This window comes from Campylobacteraceae bacterium (assembly GCA_013215945.1).
Lineage (GTDB): Bacteria > Campylobacterota > Campylobacteria > Campylobacterales > Arcobacteraceae > NORP36.
Genome location: JABSOM010000016.1, coordinates 1 through 17,005 on the forward strand (window position 1 = coordinate 1; position 17,005 = coordinate 17,005).

The 17,005-nt window shown below is 30.0% G+C and carries 14 protein-coding genes; 11 read left to right on the forward strand and 3 right to left on the reverse strand.

Annotation, left to right across the window (positions count from 1 at the left end; genetic code table 11):
• Positions 1-198, forward strand: a 198-nt coding sequence (locus HRT41_14190; protein NQY25172.1) for a winged helix-turn-helix transcriptional regulator, incomplete at its 5' end; no start/stop codon positions are given.
• 104 nt (positions 199-302) lie between these two features.
• Here the strand turns inward: HRT41_14190 and HRT41_14195 are convergent.
• Both HRT41_14195 and HRT41_14200 read right to left on the reverse strand, forming a co-directional pair.
• Positions 303-1,613, reverse strand: coding sequence for a diguanylate cyclase (locus HRT41_14195; protein ID NQY25173.1), 1,311 nt, complete (start codon positions 1,611-1,613; stop codon positions 303-305).
• Between the two features lie 508 nt (positions 1,614-2,121).
• Positions 2,122-3,096, reverse strand: coding sequence for an acyl-CoA desaturase (locus HRT41_14200; protein ID NQY25174.1), 975 nt, complete (start codon positions 3,094-3,096; stop codon positions 2,122-2,124).
• A gap of 306 nt (positions 3,097-3,402) precedes the next feature.
• On the opposite strand from HRT41_14200, the gene HRT41_14205 reads away from it, so the two are divergent.
• The 6 genes from HRT41_14205 to nirD all read left to right on the forward strand — a co-directional run bounded on the left by HRT41_14205 (position 3,403) and on the right by nirD (position 13,045).
• Positions 3,403-4,683, forward strand: coding sequence for a NarK/NasA family nitrate transporter (locus HRT41_14205; protein ID NQY25175.1), 1,281 nt, complete (start codon positions 3,403-3,405; stop codon positions 4,681-4,683).
• Positions 4,684-6,309 carry a protein phosphatase 2C domain-containing protein gene (locus tag HRT41_14210; protein NQY25176.1) on the forward strand — a complete coding sequence of 542 codons (1,626 nt, stop codon included), beginning with the start codon at positions 4,684-4,686 and terminating at the stop codon, positions 6,307-6,309.
• 85 nt (positions 6,310-6,394) lie between these two features.
• Complete coding sequence (locus tag HRT41_14215) at positions 6,395-7,981, forward strand: dimethyl sulfoxide reductase anchor subunit (GenBank protein ID NQY25177.1); 1,587 nt, start codon at positions 6,395-6,397, stop codon at positions 7,979-7,981.
• Positions 7,978-10,269: a nitrate reductase gene (locus HRT41_14220; protein ID NQY25178.1), complete on the forward strand. Its 2,292-nt coding sequence runs from the start codon at positions 7,978-7,980 to the stop codon at positions 10,267-10,269. The genes HRT41_14215 and HRT41_14220 overlap by 4 nt, the downstream gene beginning before the upstream one ends.
• Entirely contained in the window at positions 10,266-12,740 is a 2,475-nt protein-coding gene (locus tag HRT41_14225; GenBank protein NQY25179.1) for an NAD(P)/FAD-dependent oxidoreductase, read from the forward strand. The genes HRT41_14220 and HRT41_14225 overlap by 4 nt, the downstream gene beginning before the upstream one ends.
• Positions 12,737-13,045, forward strand: a complete 309-nt coding sequence (gene nirD / locus HRT41_14230; protein NQY25180.1) for a nitrite reductase small subunit NirD — start codon at positions 12,737-12,739, stop codon at positions 13,043-13,045. The genes HRT41_14225 and nirD overlap by 4 nt, the downstream gene beginning before the upstream one ends.
• A 22-nt stretch (positions 13,046-13,067) precedes the next feature.
• Here the strand turns inward: nirD and HRT41_14235 are convergent, their stop codons facing one another.
• The gene (locus tag HRT41_14235) at positions 13,068-14,069 is read right to left on the reverse strand and encodes a tRNA pseudouridine(13) synthase TruD (GenBank protein NQY25181.1); all 1,002 of its coding nucleotides are present in this window, start codon (positions 14,067-14,069) and stop codon (positions 13,068-13,070) included.
• Positions 14,070-14,564: 495 nt separating this feature from the next.
• Between HRT41_14235 and HRT41_14240 the strand changes: the two genes are divergently transcribed.
• From HRT41_14240 to HRT41_14255, 4 genes are all read left to right on the forward strand, one after another.
• Positions 14,565-15,038, forward strand: a complete 474-nt coding sequence (locus HRT41_14240) for a hypothetical protein (GenBank protein NQY25182.1) — start codon at positions 14,565-14,567, stop codon at positions 15,036-15,038.
• Positions 15,039-15,111: 73 nt separating this feature from the next.
• A complete protein-coding gene (locus HRT41_14245) occupies positions 15,112-15,456 on the forward strand; it encodes a hypothetical protein (GenBank protein NQY25183.1) in 345 nt (114 codons plus the stop codon).
• Between the two features lie 5 nt (positions 15,457-15,461).
• Positions 15,462-16,712: a hypothetical protein gene (locus tag HRT41_14250; protein NQY25184.1), complete on the forward strand. Its 1,251-nt coding sequence runs from the start codon at positions 15,462-15,464 to the stop codon at positions 16,710-16,712.
• Complete coding sequence (locus tag HRT41_14255) at positions 16,696-17,001, forward strand: DUF59 domain-containing protein (protein NQY25185.1); 306 nt, start codon at positions 16,696-16,698, stop codon at positions 16,999-17,001. Before HRT41_14250 ends, HRT41_14255 begins: the two co-directional genes overlap by 17 nt.
• The last annotated feature ends 4 nt before the right edge of the window (positions 17,002-17,005 follow it).

A 17,005-nucleotide genomic window follows, 5' to 3' on the forward strand; every position in this document is an offset into this window, starting at 1 on the left:
TGTCGTAAACTAAATGCGCTTGAAGAAGTATCTTTGATAAAAAGAATTGTATATCCAGAAGTTCCACCTAGAGTTGAGTTTGCTTTAACTTCTCATGGAGAAAAACTTTTAGAAGTATTTGGGGCAATGGAGAAATGGGGTTTGCAGTATGCAAAAGAAATGGGTGGAAAGATAGGTGAAGGGCACTGTTCTAAATAACTTCCTTTTATCTACACTCTAAGGAAAGAATCTTACTTTTTTCTTTACGTGATAAACTAAGTAAAAGTCAATGATCGAAAAAAAATTTCCTAAGTTAAGAAGTATTATTCCACGCTATCATTCCAACGTTTCACCATGGTTTTAGAAAAAAACTTATGATTGGCCTTTTTATCTCGTTTTGCATCATACATAGCAATATCAGAATATTTAATCATATTATCACTATTGGTTGAATCATCTGGTGAAATAGCTATTCCCATACTCAATGAAATATCTATAGAATGACCACGAAAAAGTACAGGTACATTAAATCTCTTTAAGATTTCACAAGCAATCTTCTCTATTTGAGATACATTATGGATATCTTTAATCAAAATAATAAATTCATCCCCTCCATAACGAAATACAGAATCACCAGAACGTACAGATTCTTCAAGACGTATAGAAGTCTCTTTTAGTACTAAATCCCCTGCATCATGACCAAAAGTATCATTAAGTACTTTGAATGCATTTAAATCAATAAATAAAAGCGCCATTTTACTCTTCGATTTTTCCAAGTAACTAATTGAGTCATTAATTTCTTTATGTATATTAACTCTGTTTTTAAGACCCGTTAGTACATCATGAGTAGCACTATATGTTAATGATGCATTTTTTTCTAAAACTTTTTCACTCATTTTGTAAAAACGAGAAAGTAAATAACCCATTTCATCATTGGGTAATAAAGCAGAAACATCTTGGACTTCCCCTCTTTCCATTTTCGCAGTACTTGCAAGAAGCAATTTTAGAGGATTAAATAAACTTCCTTTAACAAACATAAATGTTATTACAGCTAAAAATATAAAAACTGAAAATTCAAATATTACTAAAGTAGTTATTTGTGCTCTACTTTCTCTAAAGTCACCATCTCTTTTTTCTAATAAAAGGCGTTCTGCATGATTAAAAGATACTAATTCTTCACGAATATCATCCATGTATTTTTTTCCAGTATTTTTCAAAACTATGTCTAAAGATTTATCACTTTCGCCGCTTTGCATTAAATCAATAGTAAGTTTTAACTCTTTAATCTTTAGTATCATTGACTCTTCAATTTTTAGTAAACGTTCTTGTTGAAGAGGATTATCTGATGTCATTTCAAGTAATTCGTCCAAGTACGCACGAGCTTTTGTAACACCTGAATAATAAGGCTCTAAATAATTAGTATCTTTGGTTAAGAGAAAACCTCTCTGCCCTGTTTCAGTATCTGTCATTGTACTTAACAATTTATCTGATACGGAGATAACTTCATGTGTATGAATTACCCATGCCAATTTTTTCTCCCCATAAGATTCTAATATAAAAGTAAAAACTATATTTCCAATGGAAGAAAAAAATAAAAGACCTAATAATAATGTTAATCGTAAGCGTATACTCATTAGAATTCTCCTGTAAATGTAAGTGTTATAGTATTTAATATATTGCGTATTCTTCTAACTTACAAACTCTTAATTATTTGATATAAGAATGATTAATCAGTATTATATCACTGCAATATTAACATTTATAAGACAATAACACATAATTTATAAAATTAATAATTATATTAATAATAATTTTAAGTTTAGAAAAAATCTAAACTTTGTTTATTTCAATATTTAAAAGCATTATGTAGTAGCAATTAGTCTTAATTATTTACGAGGAGGAAAGATATATTGGGAAAATTTAAAAGAAGTGTTCTGTAGTTTAAAGAATAAAATAACAATTAAATATCTACACAAACAAATCATTGTCAACATAAAAACCTACGATAAAATCTTTTTTATTATGAAAATGTTTTTTTGTAAATGTAATAGTTAAGTAGAGTTTTGATTCATAAGCAAATTTACAAATATAAAGAAGCAGTGAATTTTATATTTCCACTGTCTCTTTTAGTTTTTTAGTATCTTAATACTTACCAAGTGCTTTATTAATTTGAAGATAAGCTTCAATAGGCGTAGTTTCAAAGTACTTCATATTGTATTTTTGGGCAATATCTTTTGTCATTTTCTGAACTTTTAGTAAAGAAAATCTTGGAGCATGAGGAAATAAGTGATGTTCAATTTGAGTATTTAAACCTCCATAAAACCAATGTACAATAGCTCCGCCTTTTAAAGATCTACTCGTTCTCATTTGAAATTCTAACCAAGTCATTTCTTTTCGTTCTTTATTAGTAAATACTTCACAGCCCAAATGATTGGTAATAAAACCAAAAGACAACCAAGCAGAAAGACTTACATATAAGGTTGCAAAAGTAATAAGTGCACTTCCTAGAGGTAAAAGATAAAATACCAAACCCCAAATTATTGGCCAATGCAAAAGCATCAAAGCAAGTTCACCAAAATGTTTATTTTTTATAACATAAGAATAAGACTGTGCAATAAATGCAGGATACATAAAAAACATAGCACCCCAAAATACAGGATATTTTAAGAATCTAAGTGTTTTGTTATTTCCTTTATTGTTAGGAGTAAAAGCCCCATCCATTGCTCTTATATCCTCATCTTTTTCAGGAACATTACAATAAGTATGATGGTTCTCATTGTGTTTAAAAATCCACCATGAAGATGAGTTTGTTATAGCTAAAGCTGAAAAAGGATAACTCAAAAGAAGTGAGAGTTTTTTACTTTTAAAGTATTGTAAGTGCAGTATGTCATGAGATACAAAAACAGATCTTGTAAATAAAAGAGCCATAAACAGACCTAGAAGTATTGGATTCCATAGTGCAATTGTTGTAAATACGATGACAAAAGAAACAAGTATTGCAATCATCTCTATTGATCCTCGAATAGGTACTCTTTTTAGTAAGCCTGCTTCTCTTACACTTGCTCTTAGTTCTGCAAATACATCTGGATAAGCTGTTGCTTTGTTTGTATTCTCCATTAGACGTCCCTTTTTTGTAATTATATTTGAATTGTACCATTTAAGACGGAAATTGTCACTACTTAATAATTATTTTTGATTTAAACTTGTGATATTGGGGACTTTTACTTAGAATCAACGCAAATTAAACGCAATATTCATCAAAAATAGGCTAATAATTATAAAATTTTTCTTAAATCATTAAAGTACTTTATATATTTTATAATTGTTGAGTGATTTTTGTACATTGTATATTTAATATACAGTTACATAGTATAAAAAATATATAATAATTATATACTTCTAAGAATAATAATAGGAGAGAATATGGCAAGTTTAAAAGATTTAAAAGGACAAGGACATACACCTACACTGTTTATGGCCTTTTTATATTTCGATATGAGTTTTATGGTTTGGACAATGTTGGGCCCTTTAAGTACTGAAATTTCTGAGGCATTAGCATTAAGCGGACATATTATGAGTGCTGGTGAAAAAGCTACACTTTTATCTTTGCCTATCTTATCCGGTGCTATTTTACGAATTATATTGGGTTTTGGAGTAGATAAACTTGGTGCTAAAACTACTGCACTTATTTCACAACTTATTGTAATTGTTGCTCTTTTAAGCGCCTATTTTATGGGAAGTGATATTTCATATAATCAATTGTTAATTGTTGCTCTTGGTTTAGGTTTTGCAGGGGCTTCTTTTGCTGTTGCTTTACCACAAGCAGGTCAGTGGTATCCACCAAGATTACAAGGTGTTGTTTTAGGAATTGCTGGGGCTGGTAATATAGGTGTTGTTATTGATTTCTTATTTGCACCAAAAATTGCCGAAATTTGGGGATGGAATATGGTATTTGGAGTAGGCGCTTTTATGGCAATTGTTGTTTTTATTGCTTATGTTTTATTTGCTTTTGATGCCCCTTCCCATGTCTATAAAAAGAATCCCAAAAGACTTAAAGATTATGTTAATTTATTAAAAGACAAAGATACATGGTGGTTCTCATTGTTTTATGCTATTAGTTTTGGTGGATTTGTTGGAATTGCTGGTTATATGAAAGTTTATTTAATGAATACGTATTCAGCAGACATGGCAACATTTGGAACAGAAATAATGAATGAAAACAATGTAAAAGTAATTGCTGGGTATTTTGGAGCTTTATGTATTTTTGCAGGAGCAATATTAAGACCTTATGGAGGAAGTACAGCAGATAGAATTGGCGGCGTTAAATCTTTATACTTTTTTTATACAGCTGTTGTTATATTAGTGATAATTACGGCTGTTATAGATTTGCCATTTTACGCTTCTATTGTGGTATTATTCTTAATGATGGCAAACCTAGGTATGGCAAATGGAGCAGTATTTCAGCTTGTTCCTCAACGATTCGCAAAAGATATCGGAATAATGACTGGTATTGTTGGTTGTGCTGGAGGACTAGGAGGAACTGCTCTTATTCAAACGCTTGGATGGTCAAAAGGTACTTTTGATGGGTATAGCGTTGGATTTTTAATCTTTGCTCTTGTACTAATTGTTGCAATTGTAGGATTAAGTATGGTAAAAACAAGATGGAGAACAACTTGGGGAGTACAAGCGGGAGGAATAATATAAGTGAAGAACATATCAAATTCTTCTTTTTCTCTTGCAAAAGGGAAAAATCTACTATCTGATGATTTTTCCGATATTCAAAGTTTTGATAATTTGAATATTGCCATTATGTGTGATGGAGTTGGAAGCGCAAAAGAAGGAAGACAAGCAGCACAAAAAACATGTCAATACCTTATGGACTCTTTTAAAAGCAGACCAAAAGCGTGGAGTATTGAAAAATGTCTAAAAACCTTTATTAATAATATTAACAATATTTTATATTCTTCTTCTATGCAAGATTATCAACGTGTTGAAATGATAACTACCTTAGCTATTGTTGTAATTCATGGCAACAGATTGTATGGAGCAAATATTGGAGATACGAGAATATATCTGCTTAGAGAAAACATTCTTACTCAATTATCAAGCGATCATGTTATGAATGAAAAAGGTTATGAAGATGTTCTTACTTTGGCTGTAGGAATGGAAGAACAAAGTGATTTATATTATTTTGAAAATACCCTAGAAAAAGAAGACAAAATTCTTTTATGTACAGATGGATTGTACAAAGGTTTAAGTGAAGAAGAATTAATAAAACAGCTTGCTTTTGGTGCTTATTCTTTGGTTAAAAAAGCCAGTGCAAAAGTAGATGATTTATTAGAAGATGATTGCAGCGCATTAATTTTAAATATTAATAAAAAAGATGAACTGGCCCAGCTTAAAAGTTTAAATTTAAAAATTGCTTCAAAACTATCAGTAAACGATGTAATTGATGATTATACCCTGGTAAAATCTTTAATTCAAGATGAGAGAACATGGATATGTAAAAAAGAAAATGTAGAATATATCATAAAATTTCCTCCTCTTAATGCGGAGCAAAACCCACAAGAATTTGATACCTTTATAAAAGAAATATGGAATGCCAAAAGATTAGAAGGCGATTTTTTTCCAAAAACCTATCTTCCCGTTAATCGAACATACAGATACTATCTGATGGATAAAATTGAAGGAAAAGATTTAAAAGAACATCTGAAAAACTCTGTATTAAGTATAGAAGAAACAATTGAACTGACAAAAGTTTTACTAAAAATGTCACAATATTTATTAAACAATGATTTAGTGCATGCAGACATAAAACCAGAAAACATTATGATTACTCAAATAAACAATACAAAAAGCTTTAAAATTATTGATTTTGGTTCTATTACAGAAATATACTCTTTGCAAACAAATGCAGGAACACCCTCTTATATTGCACCTGAACGCTTTCATGGCGCTGCTTTAAACGAAAGCACTGAGATTTACTCTATAGGAGTAACCTTATATGAAGCTCTTTGTAATAAATATCCTTATGGAGAAGTAGAAGCTTTTTCAAGTCCTAGTTTTAATTCTCTTAAACGTCCAAAAAACTTTAATAAAAATATTCCTGTTTGGTTTGAATCGTTTTTATTGCATTGTTTATGCAAAGATGCAAATAACAGATATTCTTCTTATTCACATGTTTTATTTGAATTAAAGAATCCCGAAAAAGTGATTCCTTATTTTGATAAAAATACTCCTTTTTTAGAAAAAGACCCCGTAAAGTTTTATAAAATTGGCTTTTACACCTTATTATTAATTAATTTTATATTTTTAATTAATATATTATAAATACTGTATATTAATTATACAGTATAATACATAATTAATATACAGATAATGATAAAATATCCTTAAGAAAATTAAGGAGTTTATAGTGTCAAACAATTTCACTACCCCTCTTGATAGTTTTATAAACTATAAAACAAATACTCATAATCAATGTGGTAATTATTCTATTGATATAAAAAAACCCAAAGAAGATGAACAATACCGATTTCACTTTGATGCAACTGCTTGTATTGGCTGTCATTGTTGTGAAGTTGCCTGTAATGAACAAAATAATAATGATGCAGCTATTAAATGGAGAAGAGTGGGAGAAACTCAAAGTGGAACCTTTCCTGCTATTTCAAGCCATTTTAATTCTATGTCATGTAATCACTGTATTGATCCCGAATGTCTAAAAGGCTGTCCTACTAATTCTTATATAAAATTTGATAATGGCATTGTTTTTCACGATGATGAGAGCTGTATTGGCTGTCAGTATTGTACATGGAATTGTCCCTATGAAGTACCTGTTTTTGATGAGAGCAGAGGAATAGTAACCAAGTGTCATATGTGTCATGAAAAATTAGACATTGGTCAAACACCTGCTTGTGTCCAAGCCTGTCCCAGCGGTGCAATTCAAATAGAACTTGTGAATACAAAAGAATGGTTAGAAAAAGACATGTATACACAAGGGATTGCACCGCATTTATGTGATGTTGATATTACAAAACCTACTACGAGATATACTTTAAATGAAGACTTAAATAAAAGTATTCAAACACCAGCCGATGATCATATTTTAAAAGCCAATCATGCAGAATGGCCTTTGGTTTTTATGACAGTATTAACACAAATGTCTTTGGGTGCTTTTAGCATTTTATTTTTATTAGAAACATTAAACTATTTTTCTTTTATAGGCGTAAATATTACAACACGTATGTATATTCTGGCTTTTTTGCCAGCAGCTTTAGGTTTACCTTTGTCAGCTTTACACTTAGGTCGCCCTATTTTAGCACTAACCGCCATGAAAAATATTAAAACATCATGGTTAAGTAGAGAAGCTTTGGCTTTAGGTTTATTTACAGGAGCCTTAAGTGCAAGCATTGTTTTATCGTATTTACAAAGTCCTTATTTATTAATAAACAATATTTTTGTATTAGCACTTGGAATATATGGTATTTATGCACAATCTATGATTTATAGAATAAAAGCAAGACCTTCTTGGAATAAAAAAGAAACAACATATAACTTCTTTAATGTAGGTTATATTGGAAGTTTACTGATAGCTTTATCATTGTTAATTAATGAAGTTTATTTTCTTTCATCCCTTGTATTTTCATTCTCTTTAATATTAAGTATTTATCAACAACTATTATTCAAGAAAAAAGAGACTTTTTATAAAAACTTAGAAGAAGAAAATAAGAACTTTTATCAACTTAATAAAACAAAAAAACTTTATGAAGGTATGTTTAAAAAACATTCACAAATAAGAGCTCTTACATTAAATATAAGTATTACTTTTACCTTAATAGTACTCATTCTTTTAGTAAATGAATATTACTTAATAGCAGGAACAATAGCAGCCATAAGTACAGTAAGTGCTTTTGTGTCAGAAATAATTGAACGTTCATTGTTCTATAAAACAGCTGTTGCACATGGTCTTGCGGGTCACTTTTTTGCAGGAAATCAACGATGATCAATAAAATTAAAAAATTCCTAGGGGTTGATGTGCAAATGGAAAAATTTGCTCTAGTTGATGATAGTACTTTTGGAAAAGTAGCCAAAGAAAAAGCACCTACTAAATGGGTAAGAAGTACTTGTGGATATTGTGGGGTTGGTTGTGGCTTGTATATTGGAGTTAAAAATAATAAAGCTGTTTATACAAAAGGGGATCCAGCTCATCCTGTTAATATGGGAACTTTATGCCCTAAGGGTTTAAGTGAACATGAAACACTTGCGAGTAGCAACAGATACGATGGACCAATGATTAAAAAAGACGGGAAACTTGTAGAGGTTTCTTGGGATGAAGCCTTTAAAAAAACAAGTGATTCCTTTAAAAAGATTCAAAAAAAATATGGAAATCAAGCTCTGGCTTGTATTTCAACAGGACAATTATTAAGCGAAGAGTTTTATACCCTTGGAAAATTCATGCAAATGGGTTTAAAAACCACAAATTATGATGGAAATACAACTTTATGTATGGCATCTGCTGTTATGGGATATAAACAAACCTTTGGAAGTGATGGACCTCCTGGGGCTTACGAAGATTTTTCATATGCCGATGTAATTATGTTAATTGGTGCAAATATTGCGGATAATCATCCCATCTTAAAATTGCATATTCAAAAAAATGAACAAATAACAGGGAAAAAACCTACGATTATTGTCATTGATCCAAGATATTCAAAAACAGCTTCCATGGCAGATATTTTTGTTCCTTTAAATCCAAGAGCGGATTTAGCATTAATGAATACCCTGGCCTATATTATCATTGAAAATAATTGGATTAATGAAGAATTTATTAGTAAAAAAACATCGAATTATGAAAACTTTAAAACACATATTTTAAACAATTATTCTCCCGAACAAACAAGTGAAATTATTGGAATAAAAAAAGAAGATTTATATGAGCTTGCAAAAACATATTCAAGTGCGAAAGCAGCAATGTCTGCTTGGACTATGGGAGTAAATCACAGTTCAATTGGTACTGATACTGTAAGTGCTATTTGTAATCTTGCTTTAATTACAGGAAACTTAGGAAGAAAAGGAGCAACTGCTTTATCTATCACGGGACAGTGTAATGCTATGGGAACGAGAGAAGTTGGTTTTACATCTTCAATCCCAGGGTATAGAAACTTTGCATCAAAAAAAGATCGAGAAGAGTATGCAAAAATTGCAAATGTTCCATATTGCGATGTACCTACAAAAAGAGGATATTCTTATCCTCAAATAATTGATGCTATTAATGCAGGTGAAATAAAAGCTTTATATATAGTAGCTACCAATCCTTTGGTTTCTTTTCCAGATCAAATAAAACTTCGAGAAGCTTTTGATAAATTAGAATTATTAGTCGTACAAGATGCTTTTAAAAGTGAAACGACACAAGTGGCGGATATTGTTTTTGCTGCTGCTACCTGGGGTGAAAAAGAAGGTACTTATACCAATTCTGAGCGTCGTTGCAATTATGCACAAAAAGCTCTTGAACCACGAGCAAATACGAAAAGTGATTTTCATATTGTTTTAGAGTTCTCAAAATACTTTGAAGGAGTAAATGAGCGTTTATTTCCTTCTTGGAGCGAACCACTTGATGCATTTAATGAATGGAAAAAAATATCAGAGGGAAGATTATGCGATTATACAGGAATGTCTTATTCATTAATTGCCAAACTAGGTGGAATACAATGGCCTTGTAATAAAGAATTCCCCCAAGGAAAAGCAAGATTATATGATGACAAAATCGATTTTCCGACAAAGGATAAAAAAGCCAAATTATTGGCCCTCGACTGGTTACCATTTCAAGATAAACTAAGTACTGAATTTCCTTTGATTTTAAATACAGGGAGAACAGTTGAACAATGGCATACAAGAACAAAAACCAAAGAGATAAGTATATTAAACGACCTATGTCCTGAGGCTTGGATAGAAATAAATCCCTATGATGCTAAAAAACTAAAAGTAAAAAGTGGTGAGAGATTAAGTATTTCTTCTTTAAGAGGAACAGTAAAAGATATTATAGTAAAAGAGTCACAAACAATAAAAAGTGGTCATATATTCATTCCTTTTCATTATTCAAAACAATTAATCAATGCAGTAACCATTGCAGAGTTTGACCCAAAATCTTTTGAGCCAAATTATAAACAATGTGCAGTTCAACTACATAGTAAGAACGTTCCTACTGGAATTAAATATAACAAAAAAGAATTATCCCTAGAACTATTAAATACTGTAAAACAAAATCAATATACCAAGAAGGAATATACATGAAAGAAAAATTAGTAGTCATTGGAAATGGAATGAGTGGGTTAAGAACCATTGAGGATCTTTTTGATATCACTAAAGACAAATATGATATTACTATTTTTGGCGATGAGCCTCATTACAACTATAATAGAATCATGTTGTCCTATCTTTTATCAGGAGAGAAAAGTTTTGAAGATACTATTATCAATCATAAAACCTGGTACGATGAAAACAATGTTACTTTACATAAAGGGGATGAAGCCATCTTCATTGATAAAGAAAATAAAACGGTTACTTCTAAGAGTGGTAAAGTTTTAGCTTATGACAAATTATTAATAGCAACAGGTTCTAATTCTTTTATTCCCAAAACAAAAGGAAGTGAACTTAAAAATGTTATTGGATTTAGAAATAAACTAGACAGTGATACTATATTAGAACTTATTTCTAAAAACAAAACAGCTGTAGTTGTAGGTGGTGGTTTACTTGGACTAGAAGCTGCTTATGGCATAGCTATGCATGGAATTAAAACTATTTTAGTTCACAGAAGTGCTTCTATTATGAGTCAACAATTAGATTCTACAGGAGGAAGACTTTTACAAAAAAACCTTGAAGCGTATGGAATCAAATTCAAACTAAATACAACTATTGAAGAAATATCGGGAAAAGAAAGTGTTGAAAATGTTTCTTTTACAGATGGCACAAGTGTTGAGTCTAATATTGTAGTATTTGCAACAGGAATTATTCCCAATACTAAACTAGCACATGAGGCAAACCTTGATATTAAAAAAGGAATACTTGTAAACGATCATTTGCAAACAAGCGATGAAAGTATTTTTGCTATTGGGGAATGTGCTGAACACAAAGGAAATACCTATGGTTTAGTGGCACCTTTATACGAACAAGCTAAATATTGTGCTAAAAAATTAGCTGATGTTCCCAGTGATGGATATTCTGGTTCTACTTTATCAACCAGACTTAAAATATCTGGTGTTGATTTATTTTCAGCAGGGGATTATTTAGGGGATGAAACAACAGAAGAATTAATTCTCTTAGATGAAAAATATGGTATTTATAAAAAACTGGTCATTTATCAAGACAGAATTATTGGTATTGTTTTATACGGAGAAACAAGCGATGCCTCATGGTATTTAAAACTCTTAAAAGAAGAAACAAATATCAGTGATTTAAGACATAAAATCTTATTTGGGAAATCTGCTTTAGGTGACAGTGGTCATGGGGGTGATGATATTGCTGCTATGAGTGATGATGAAGAAATATGTGGATGTAATGGAATTACAAAAGGCACCGTTGTTTGTGCCATTAAAGAACAAGACTTAAAAACACTAAATGACGTAAAAACGTGTACTAAAGCAGGCGCTTCTTGTGGATCTTGTTTGGGTTTAGTGGAGCAAGTTTTAGTACATACTTTAGGCGATGAGTACCAAAGTGATGTGCAAGAAGGTATTTGTCCTTGTTGTGATGTTGGTCATAAAGAAATAAAAGCCTGCATTGATTCTAATGAATATAAAACAGTTTATGAAGTATTTGAAAACTTAGCTTGGAAAAATGAAGATGGATGTATCAAATGCAGACCTGCTATTAATTATTATTTATTGGTTAAATACAATGATGATAAATACAAAAATGATAAAAGATCTTTATTAGTAAACGACAGAGTATTTGCAAATATACAAAAAGATGGCACCTATTCAGTAGTTCCCAGAATTTGGGGTGGAGTAACTTCTGCACAACAATTAAAAGATATGGCGGATATTGCAGTTAAATATGATGTTCCTACTGTAAAATTTACAGGAGGTCAAAGACTTGATATGTTAGGTATTAGAAAAGAGCAATTAGAACCTATGTGGAAAGATTTAAATGATGCGGGTTTTGTATCTGGACAAGCATATGCAAAAGGATTACGAACGGTAAAAACGTGTGTAGGAAATGTTTGGTGCAGATTTGGAACACAAGATGCAATGCAAACAGGTATTGATATTGAAAAATTCACCTGGGGTTCATGGACACCACATAAATTTAAAGTGGGTGTTTCGGGATGTCCAAGAAATTGTGCAGAAGCCACTATTAAGGATATTGGCGTTATTGCTGTTGATTCTGGATGGGAAATACATATTGCTGGAAATGGTGGAATAAAAGTACGCGTAACTGATTTTTTATGTAAGGTTAAAAACAATGAAGAATTGTATGTTTATATCAAAGCCATTATGCAGTTCTACAGAGAAGATGCTTATTATTTAGAAAGAACTGCCCATTGGATTGAAAGAGTTGGATTAGAATATATTAAAGAAGTATTATTAAATACCAAAGGTAATATTGAATTCTATGAAAAAAGATTTATAGAATCTCAAAAACACGCTCAAATTGATCCTTGGGAAGAATCTAGAAAAGATGGTTTTACAAAAGAGTTCCAACCCATAATATTAGACATAAAAGATTCTCCTTCTTATGAAGCACATGAAAAGGCAAATGCATGAAAACATGGAAAAAAATAACACATATTAATGATATTCCCCTAATGGGTTCAAGAATCCTTCAATACCAAGAAGAAGAAATTGTATTGTTTAAAAACAGAAAAGAAGAGATTTTTGCACTCAATAATGTATGTCCTCATAAACAAGGAAAACTAAGTGAAGGTATGGTGCACGGAAAGAGTGTAACCTGCCCTTTACATAACTGGGATATAGACTTAGAAACAGGAGAAGCCCTTGGTAGTGATTCTGGATGTACGCAAGTATATGAAAGTAAGATAGAAGAAGAAATACTCTACATTCTTCTATAAACTATACACACAAGTGTATAGTTTATTTAGAGCCTAAATTTTTATTTAAAATATTTTCAATTAATACTGTTGCATAAGAAGCTTTTGGCAAAGTAAAACGTAATCTACATTTATTGCTAGTTTTATCGTATTTCATAGATACATTTCTAGGAAATACAATAGCTGCTCTTCTTAAACCTTTTTCTTGAATATACGTATCATCAAACTTCTCTTCTATAAGTCTTGCTTCATTTTTAGCCCTAAAAACATCACGTCCTGATAATAATCCAGTAGGAACTACTTCTTTATTTTCAAAGTCTTTTTGTGTTTTTTCACTTATAGAAGAAGGAGTAAAAAACTTATTTTCTTTTAAAGAAAGCATTACATCTCCCCCTAAAAGCTTAAAAGTATCTTGTGAGTCTTCAATTCTTTTGGCCAACCATCTGTTGAAAAAATCACTTTGATAAGCAGAAATAAGCATTTTCTCAAGTTTTCTGTCTTTTATTGTCAAATCCCCATAAATGATTTTATTCGCTTTTTCAAGATTTTTTTCAACATCTCTTCCAAAACGTTGAAAACCAAAAAAGTTAGGCATCCCAACTTTCTCAATTTCTTTTAAACGTTTTTCAATAATTCCTAAGTCTTCAATTTTGACCTCATGAAGATTAATCTGAAAAGAATTTCCAATTAAATCCCCAATATTTAACTTCGTTTTATGTAAAAAAGTTTCTTGGATTTCTATTTTTGGATGCTTGAATTTTTTAATATCTTTTGAATATTTTTTGGGCACTGAAATATATTGTGTAGTTGTTGCATTTTTATCTTTTAGTCCTGCATAACCCAGTTCATTTTCATAAATACCTAAACCATCTGCTAGTTTCTCCAATAAATCCCAGGTTCCTAAACTCTTTTTCTTGATTTTTAAGATAATAAAATTTCCCTTACCTGTAAAACGGATGGGCTCTTCTATTACAATAAAATCATCAACGTTTTGATAAAACTTAAAATCTATTTGTTTGTAGTCTTGTAAAAATACTCTTTTCATGTTTGTCTTTTCTGATAGTTTTCTTTTTCTTAGGGAATTATAACAAAAATTTGTATGATTGTTGAATTATGATGAAGTGATTTTTGTTTTGAATGTTAGTTCTATTTTCCCAACTGCTCAGATGGGAAATAGAAAGAGACGTTTGCGGCTATTTGTCTCTGTCTTAAAGTGTTTATCAAAAGGAGAATGATAACAAAATTGCTTTACAAATAAACAGTGACTGCTTATTCATAGGAAAATTATACTCCTTGTGTGTTAACTGTTTTTAAATCAAAAGTTAACCATAAATTAACTCTTTGTTTTTTAAATATTATGAGAACACATAAAAGTAGTAAAATATACTTATTACACAATAATTTTTTATATTATATTGATATTGTACATCTTTTAATTATTAACAAAAAAAATATATAAATAAAATTTATAATCTGTTTTTTTTTAAAGCACAATTATTCTTCAATTTCTTTCTATTCTTTCCCCCTTAAAGGGTTTAATATGAAATATTCTATATTTTTTCTTCTACTTACTCAAACACTTTTTGCAGATTATTCTTTATTTTATGCAGGAGCAAAAGTTGGGGAGATAAAAACTTTCTCTACCATTAAAGACAATTATATAAAAATCAAAATCACTTCTTATCTTTTACGAAAAATCATAAAACACAAATACCTTATTTATCATAATGATTCGTATTCCCTAAAACATAAAAATTCAAAAATTAAATATAAAAAAGACAAATATAAAATCCTTTTTTTATTAAAAGATGCTCTTTTATCCAAAAAACCACTAAAAAGTAAAAAAATCATAATATCTGCCAATAAATATCTAAGAGTCAATAAGAAAAAAAATTATGAGTTCTTTTATTATAAAAACAACAAAATTAAAACCTATGGAAATTTTGCGATTAAAAACAATCAGTTAGAATTTTTAGAAGCAAAAAGTCACCACATCAAAATTAAAAGAAACTAAAAACTGCTCTTGACAATAATCAATGCGAATTAATACAAATCATTCTATACTTCACAAAAAATAGGATAAACAAATGATAAAAATTCCACAAGACGCAAAAAAAATGATTTTAGAAGATAGCAGTGTTGAGTTTTATAATTTTACTCTTAATGAAGTAGAATATTTTTATTTTGATACTTCTTTGTGTTCAGCACCAGAACCAATGGTTAATGCCCTTTTGGGTTTGCAATTATTAAAGAAAAAAAGCCAACGCTTGATTATGGTAAATCACCAAGCTCCAGGTGGATTATTTCCAAGAATTGCAGAAGATTTTACCTATGATATTCTAACCTTGGATACAGGGGTTCAAGTTGTATTTGCATTAAAAAATGATTTAAGTCAGAATACTGATTTCAATGATAATAGCTGTGCAGGTTAAAAACTATGACTATGCAAGTATCTCAAGATTTTGCACCACCATTTAAGTTAATAGTACCCTATTTTCTTATTGGAGTATTTTCTTTTTTATTTTGCACTTTGTACTTGTTTCAAATAAATATTAATGAACTTCACTTTTTAAATCCAAATATTCTCTCACTGGTGCATATGTTTTTACTCTCTTTTGTGATGATGATTATTTTTGGCGCAATGGCACAATTAATTCCAGTGACTCTTGAAGTAGGACATTATTGCCTGAAACTGTATTACATTATTTATCCCCTATTAAGTTTTGGCACAGTATTAATGGTTTTTGGTTTTTCTTTTCATTTTCTCTTACCTTATGGTGGTTTATTTGTACTTTTAGCCATGTCTTTGTTTATATTTGAATTTTTTGCCACTATAAAAAAAGTAAAAAAGTTTGATAATATTGTAAAAAGTTTAGTTATTGCTCACATATTTTTGTTTTTTGGATTGTTAATTGGAATAACATTGGCTTTGTCTTATGCTGGTTTAATAAATATAGATATGTTTTCTTTTTTAAAGGCCCATGTTTATTTATTGCTTTTAGGTTATGTTTGTATTTTAATTATGGCTTTAGCGCTGGTACTTATGCCTATGTTTTCTTTATCACATGACTTTAGTAAAACACCCACTAATTTTGCGGTAACTTCACTAAGTATTGCAGTTCTTGTATTAGTATTTGCTTCTTTATTTCATCTTGAATATTTAAGTGTTTTTGCTTATGCTTTAAGTATTGTAGCTTTACTTAGTTTTTTTTATCAATGTTATATTCTTTATAAAACACGTGTGAAAAAACATATTGATATTTATGTCAAATTTTTATTTGTTTCTTTTTATTCTTTACTTGTTTCCATTGTTTTATTTATTATTTACTTTTATCAAAACAAAGAACAGTATTTATTAAGCGCCGGATTTTTATTGTTTTTTGGTTTTTTTGCTTTTTTAATTATTGCTCATATTTATAAAATTGTACCTTTTTTAGTGTGGTTTGATAAATTTGCACCCTTAGTTGGAAAAGAAAAAGTTCCTATGTTAAAAGACATAATTCCACAAAAAAGTGCCCATTTTCAATTCTATTTTGCGCTTATTGGTTTAAATATTTCTGCTTTAGCGTTAATATTATCTTCCTCTAGTTTATTCAAAATAGGTGCGTCTTTTTTAGTCATCGCAAGTTTATACTTTTGCGCCAATTTAATTTATATGATAAGGTTTTCACATGTACACAAAAGATGAGATTTTTAAAGCAGTATCCACAGTAATAGACCCAGAAGTTGAGTTTAATTTAGTTGAAATGGGTTTAATTTATGATGCATTTTGTAATGATGAAGGGCAGGCAAAAGTTATTATGACTTTATCAACAAAAGCCTGTCCTTTGCACCAAATGATTGTAACATGGGTTGAAGAAGCAGTATTAAGAGAACTTATTAAGGTTCAAAATATTGAAGTAGAGGTTGTTTGGGAACCTGTGTGGAATATTTCTATGGCGCAAGAACATGTTAAATCTGCCCTAACTCAAGCTTAATTTT

Bases quoted from the DNA above. Each gene is read 5' to 3' on its own strand.
- HRT41_14255 (NQY25185.1), top strand. From the start codon at position 16,696: ATGTACACAAAAGATGAGATTTTTAAAGCAGTATCCACAGTAATAGAC.
- HRT41_14205 (NQY25175.1), top strand. From the start codon at position 3,403: ATGGCAAGTTTAAAAGATTTAAAAGGACAAGGACATACACCTACACTG.
- HRT41_14200 (NQY25174.1), bottom strand. From the start codon at position 3,096: ATGGAGAATACAAACAAAGCAACAGCTTATCCAGATGTATTTGCAGAA.
- HRT41_14220 (NQY25178.1), top strand. From the start codon at position 7,978: ATGATCAATAAAATTAAAAAATTCCTAGGGGTTGATGTGCAAATGGAA.
- HRT41_14235 (NQY25181.1), bottom strand. From the start codon at position 14,069: ATGAAAAGAGTATTTTTACAAGACTACAAACAAATAGATTTTAAGTTT.
- HRT41_14225 (NQY25179.1), top strand. From the start codon at position 10,266: ATGAAAGAAAAATTAGTAGTCATTGGAAATGGAATGAGTGGGTTAAGA.
- nirD (NQY25180.1), top strand. From the start codon at position 12,737: ATGAAAACATGGAAAAAAATAACACATATTAATGATATTCCCCTAATG.
- HRT41_14250 (NQY25184.1), top strand. From the start codon at position 15,462: ATGACTATGCAAGTATCTCAAGATTTTGCACCACCATTTAAGTTAATA.
- HRT41_14195 (NQY25173.1), bottom strand. From the start codon at position 1,613: ATGAGTATACGCTTACGATTAACATTATTATTAGGTCTTTTATTTTTT.
- HRT41_14245 (NQY25183.1), top strand. From the start codon at position 15,112: ATGATAAAAATTCCACAAGACGCAAAAAAAATGATTTTAGAAGATAGC.
- HRT41_14240 (NQY25182.1), top strand. From the start codon at position 14,565: ATGAAATATTCTATATTTTTTCTTCTACTTACTCAAACACTTTTTGCA.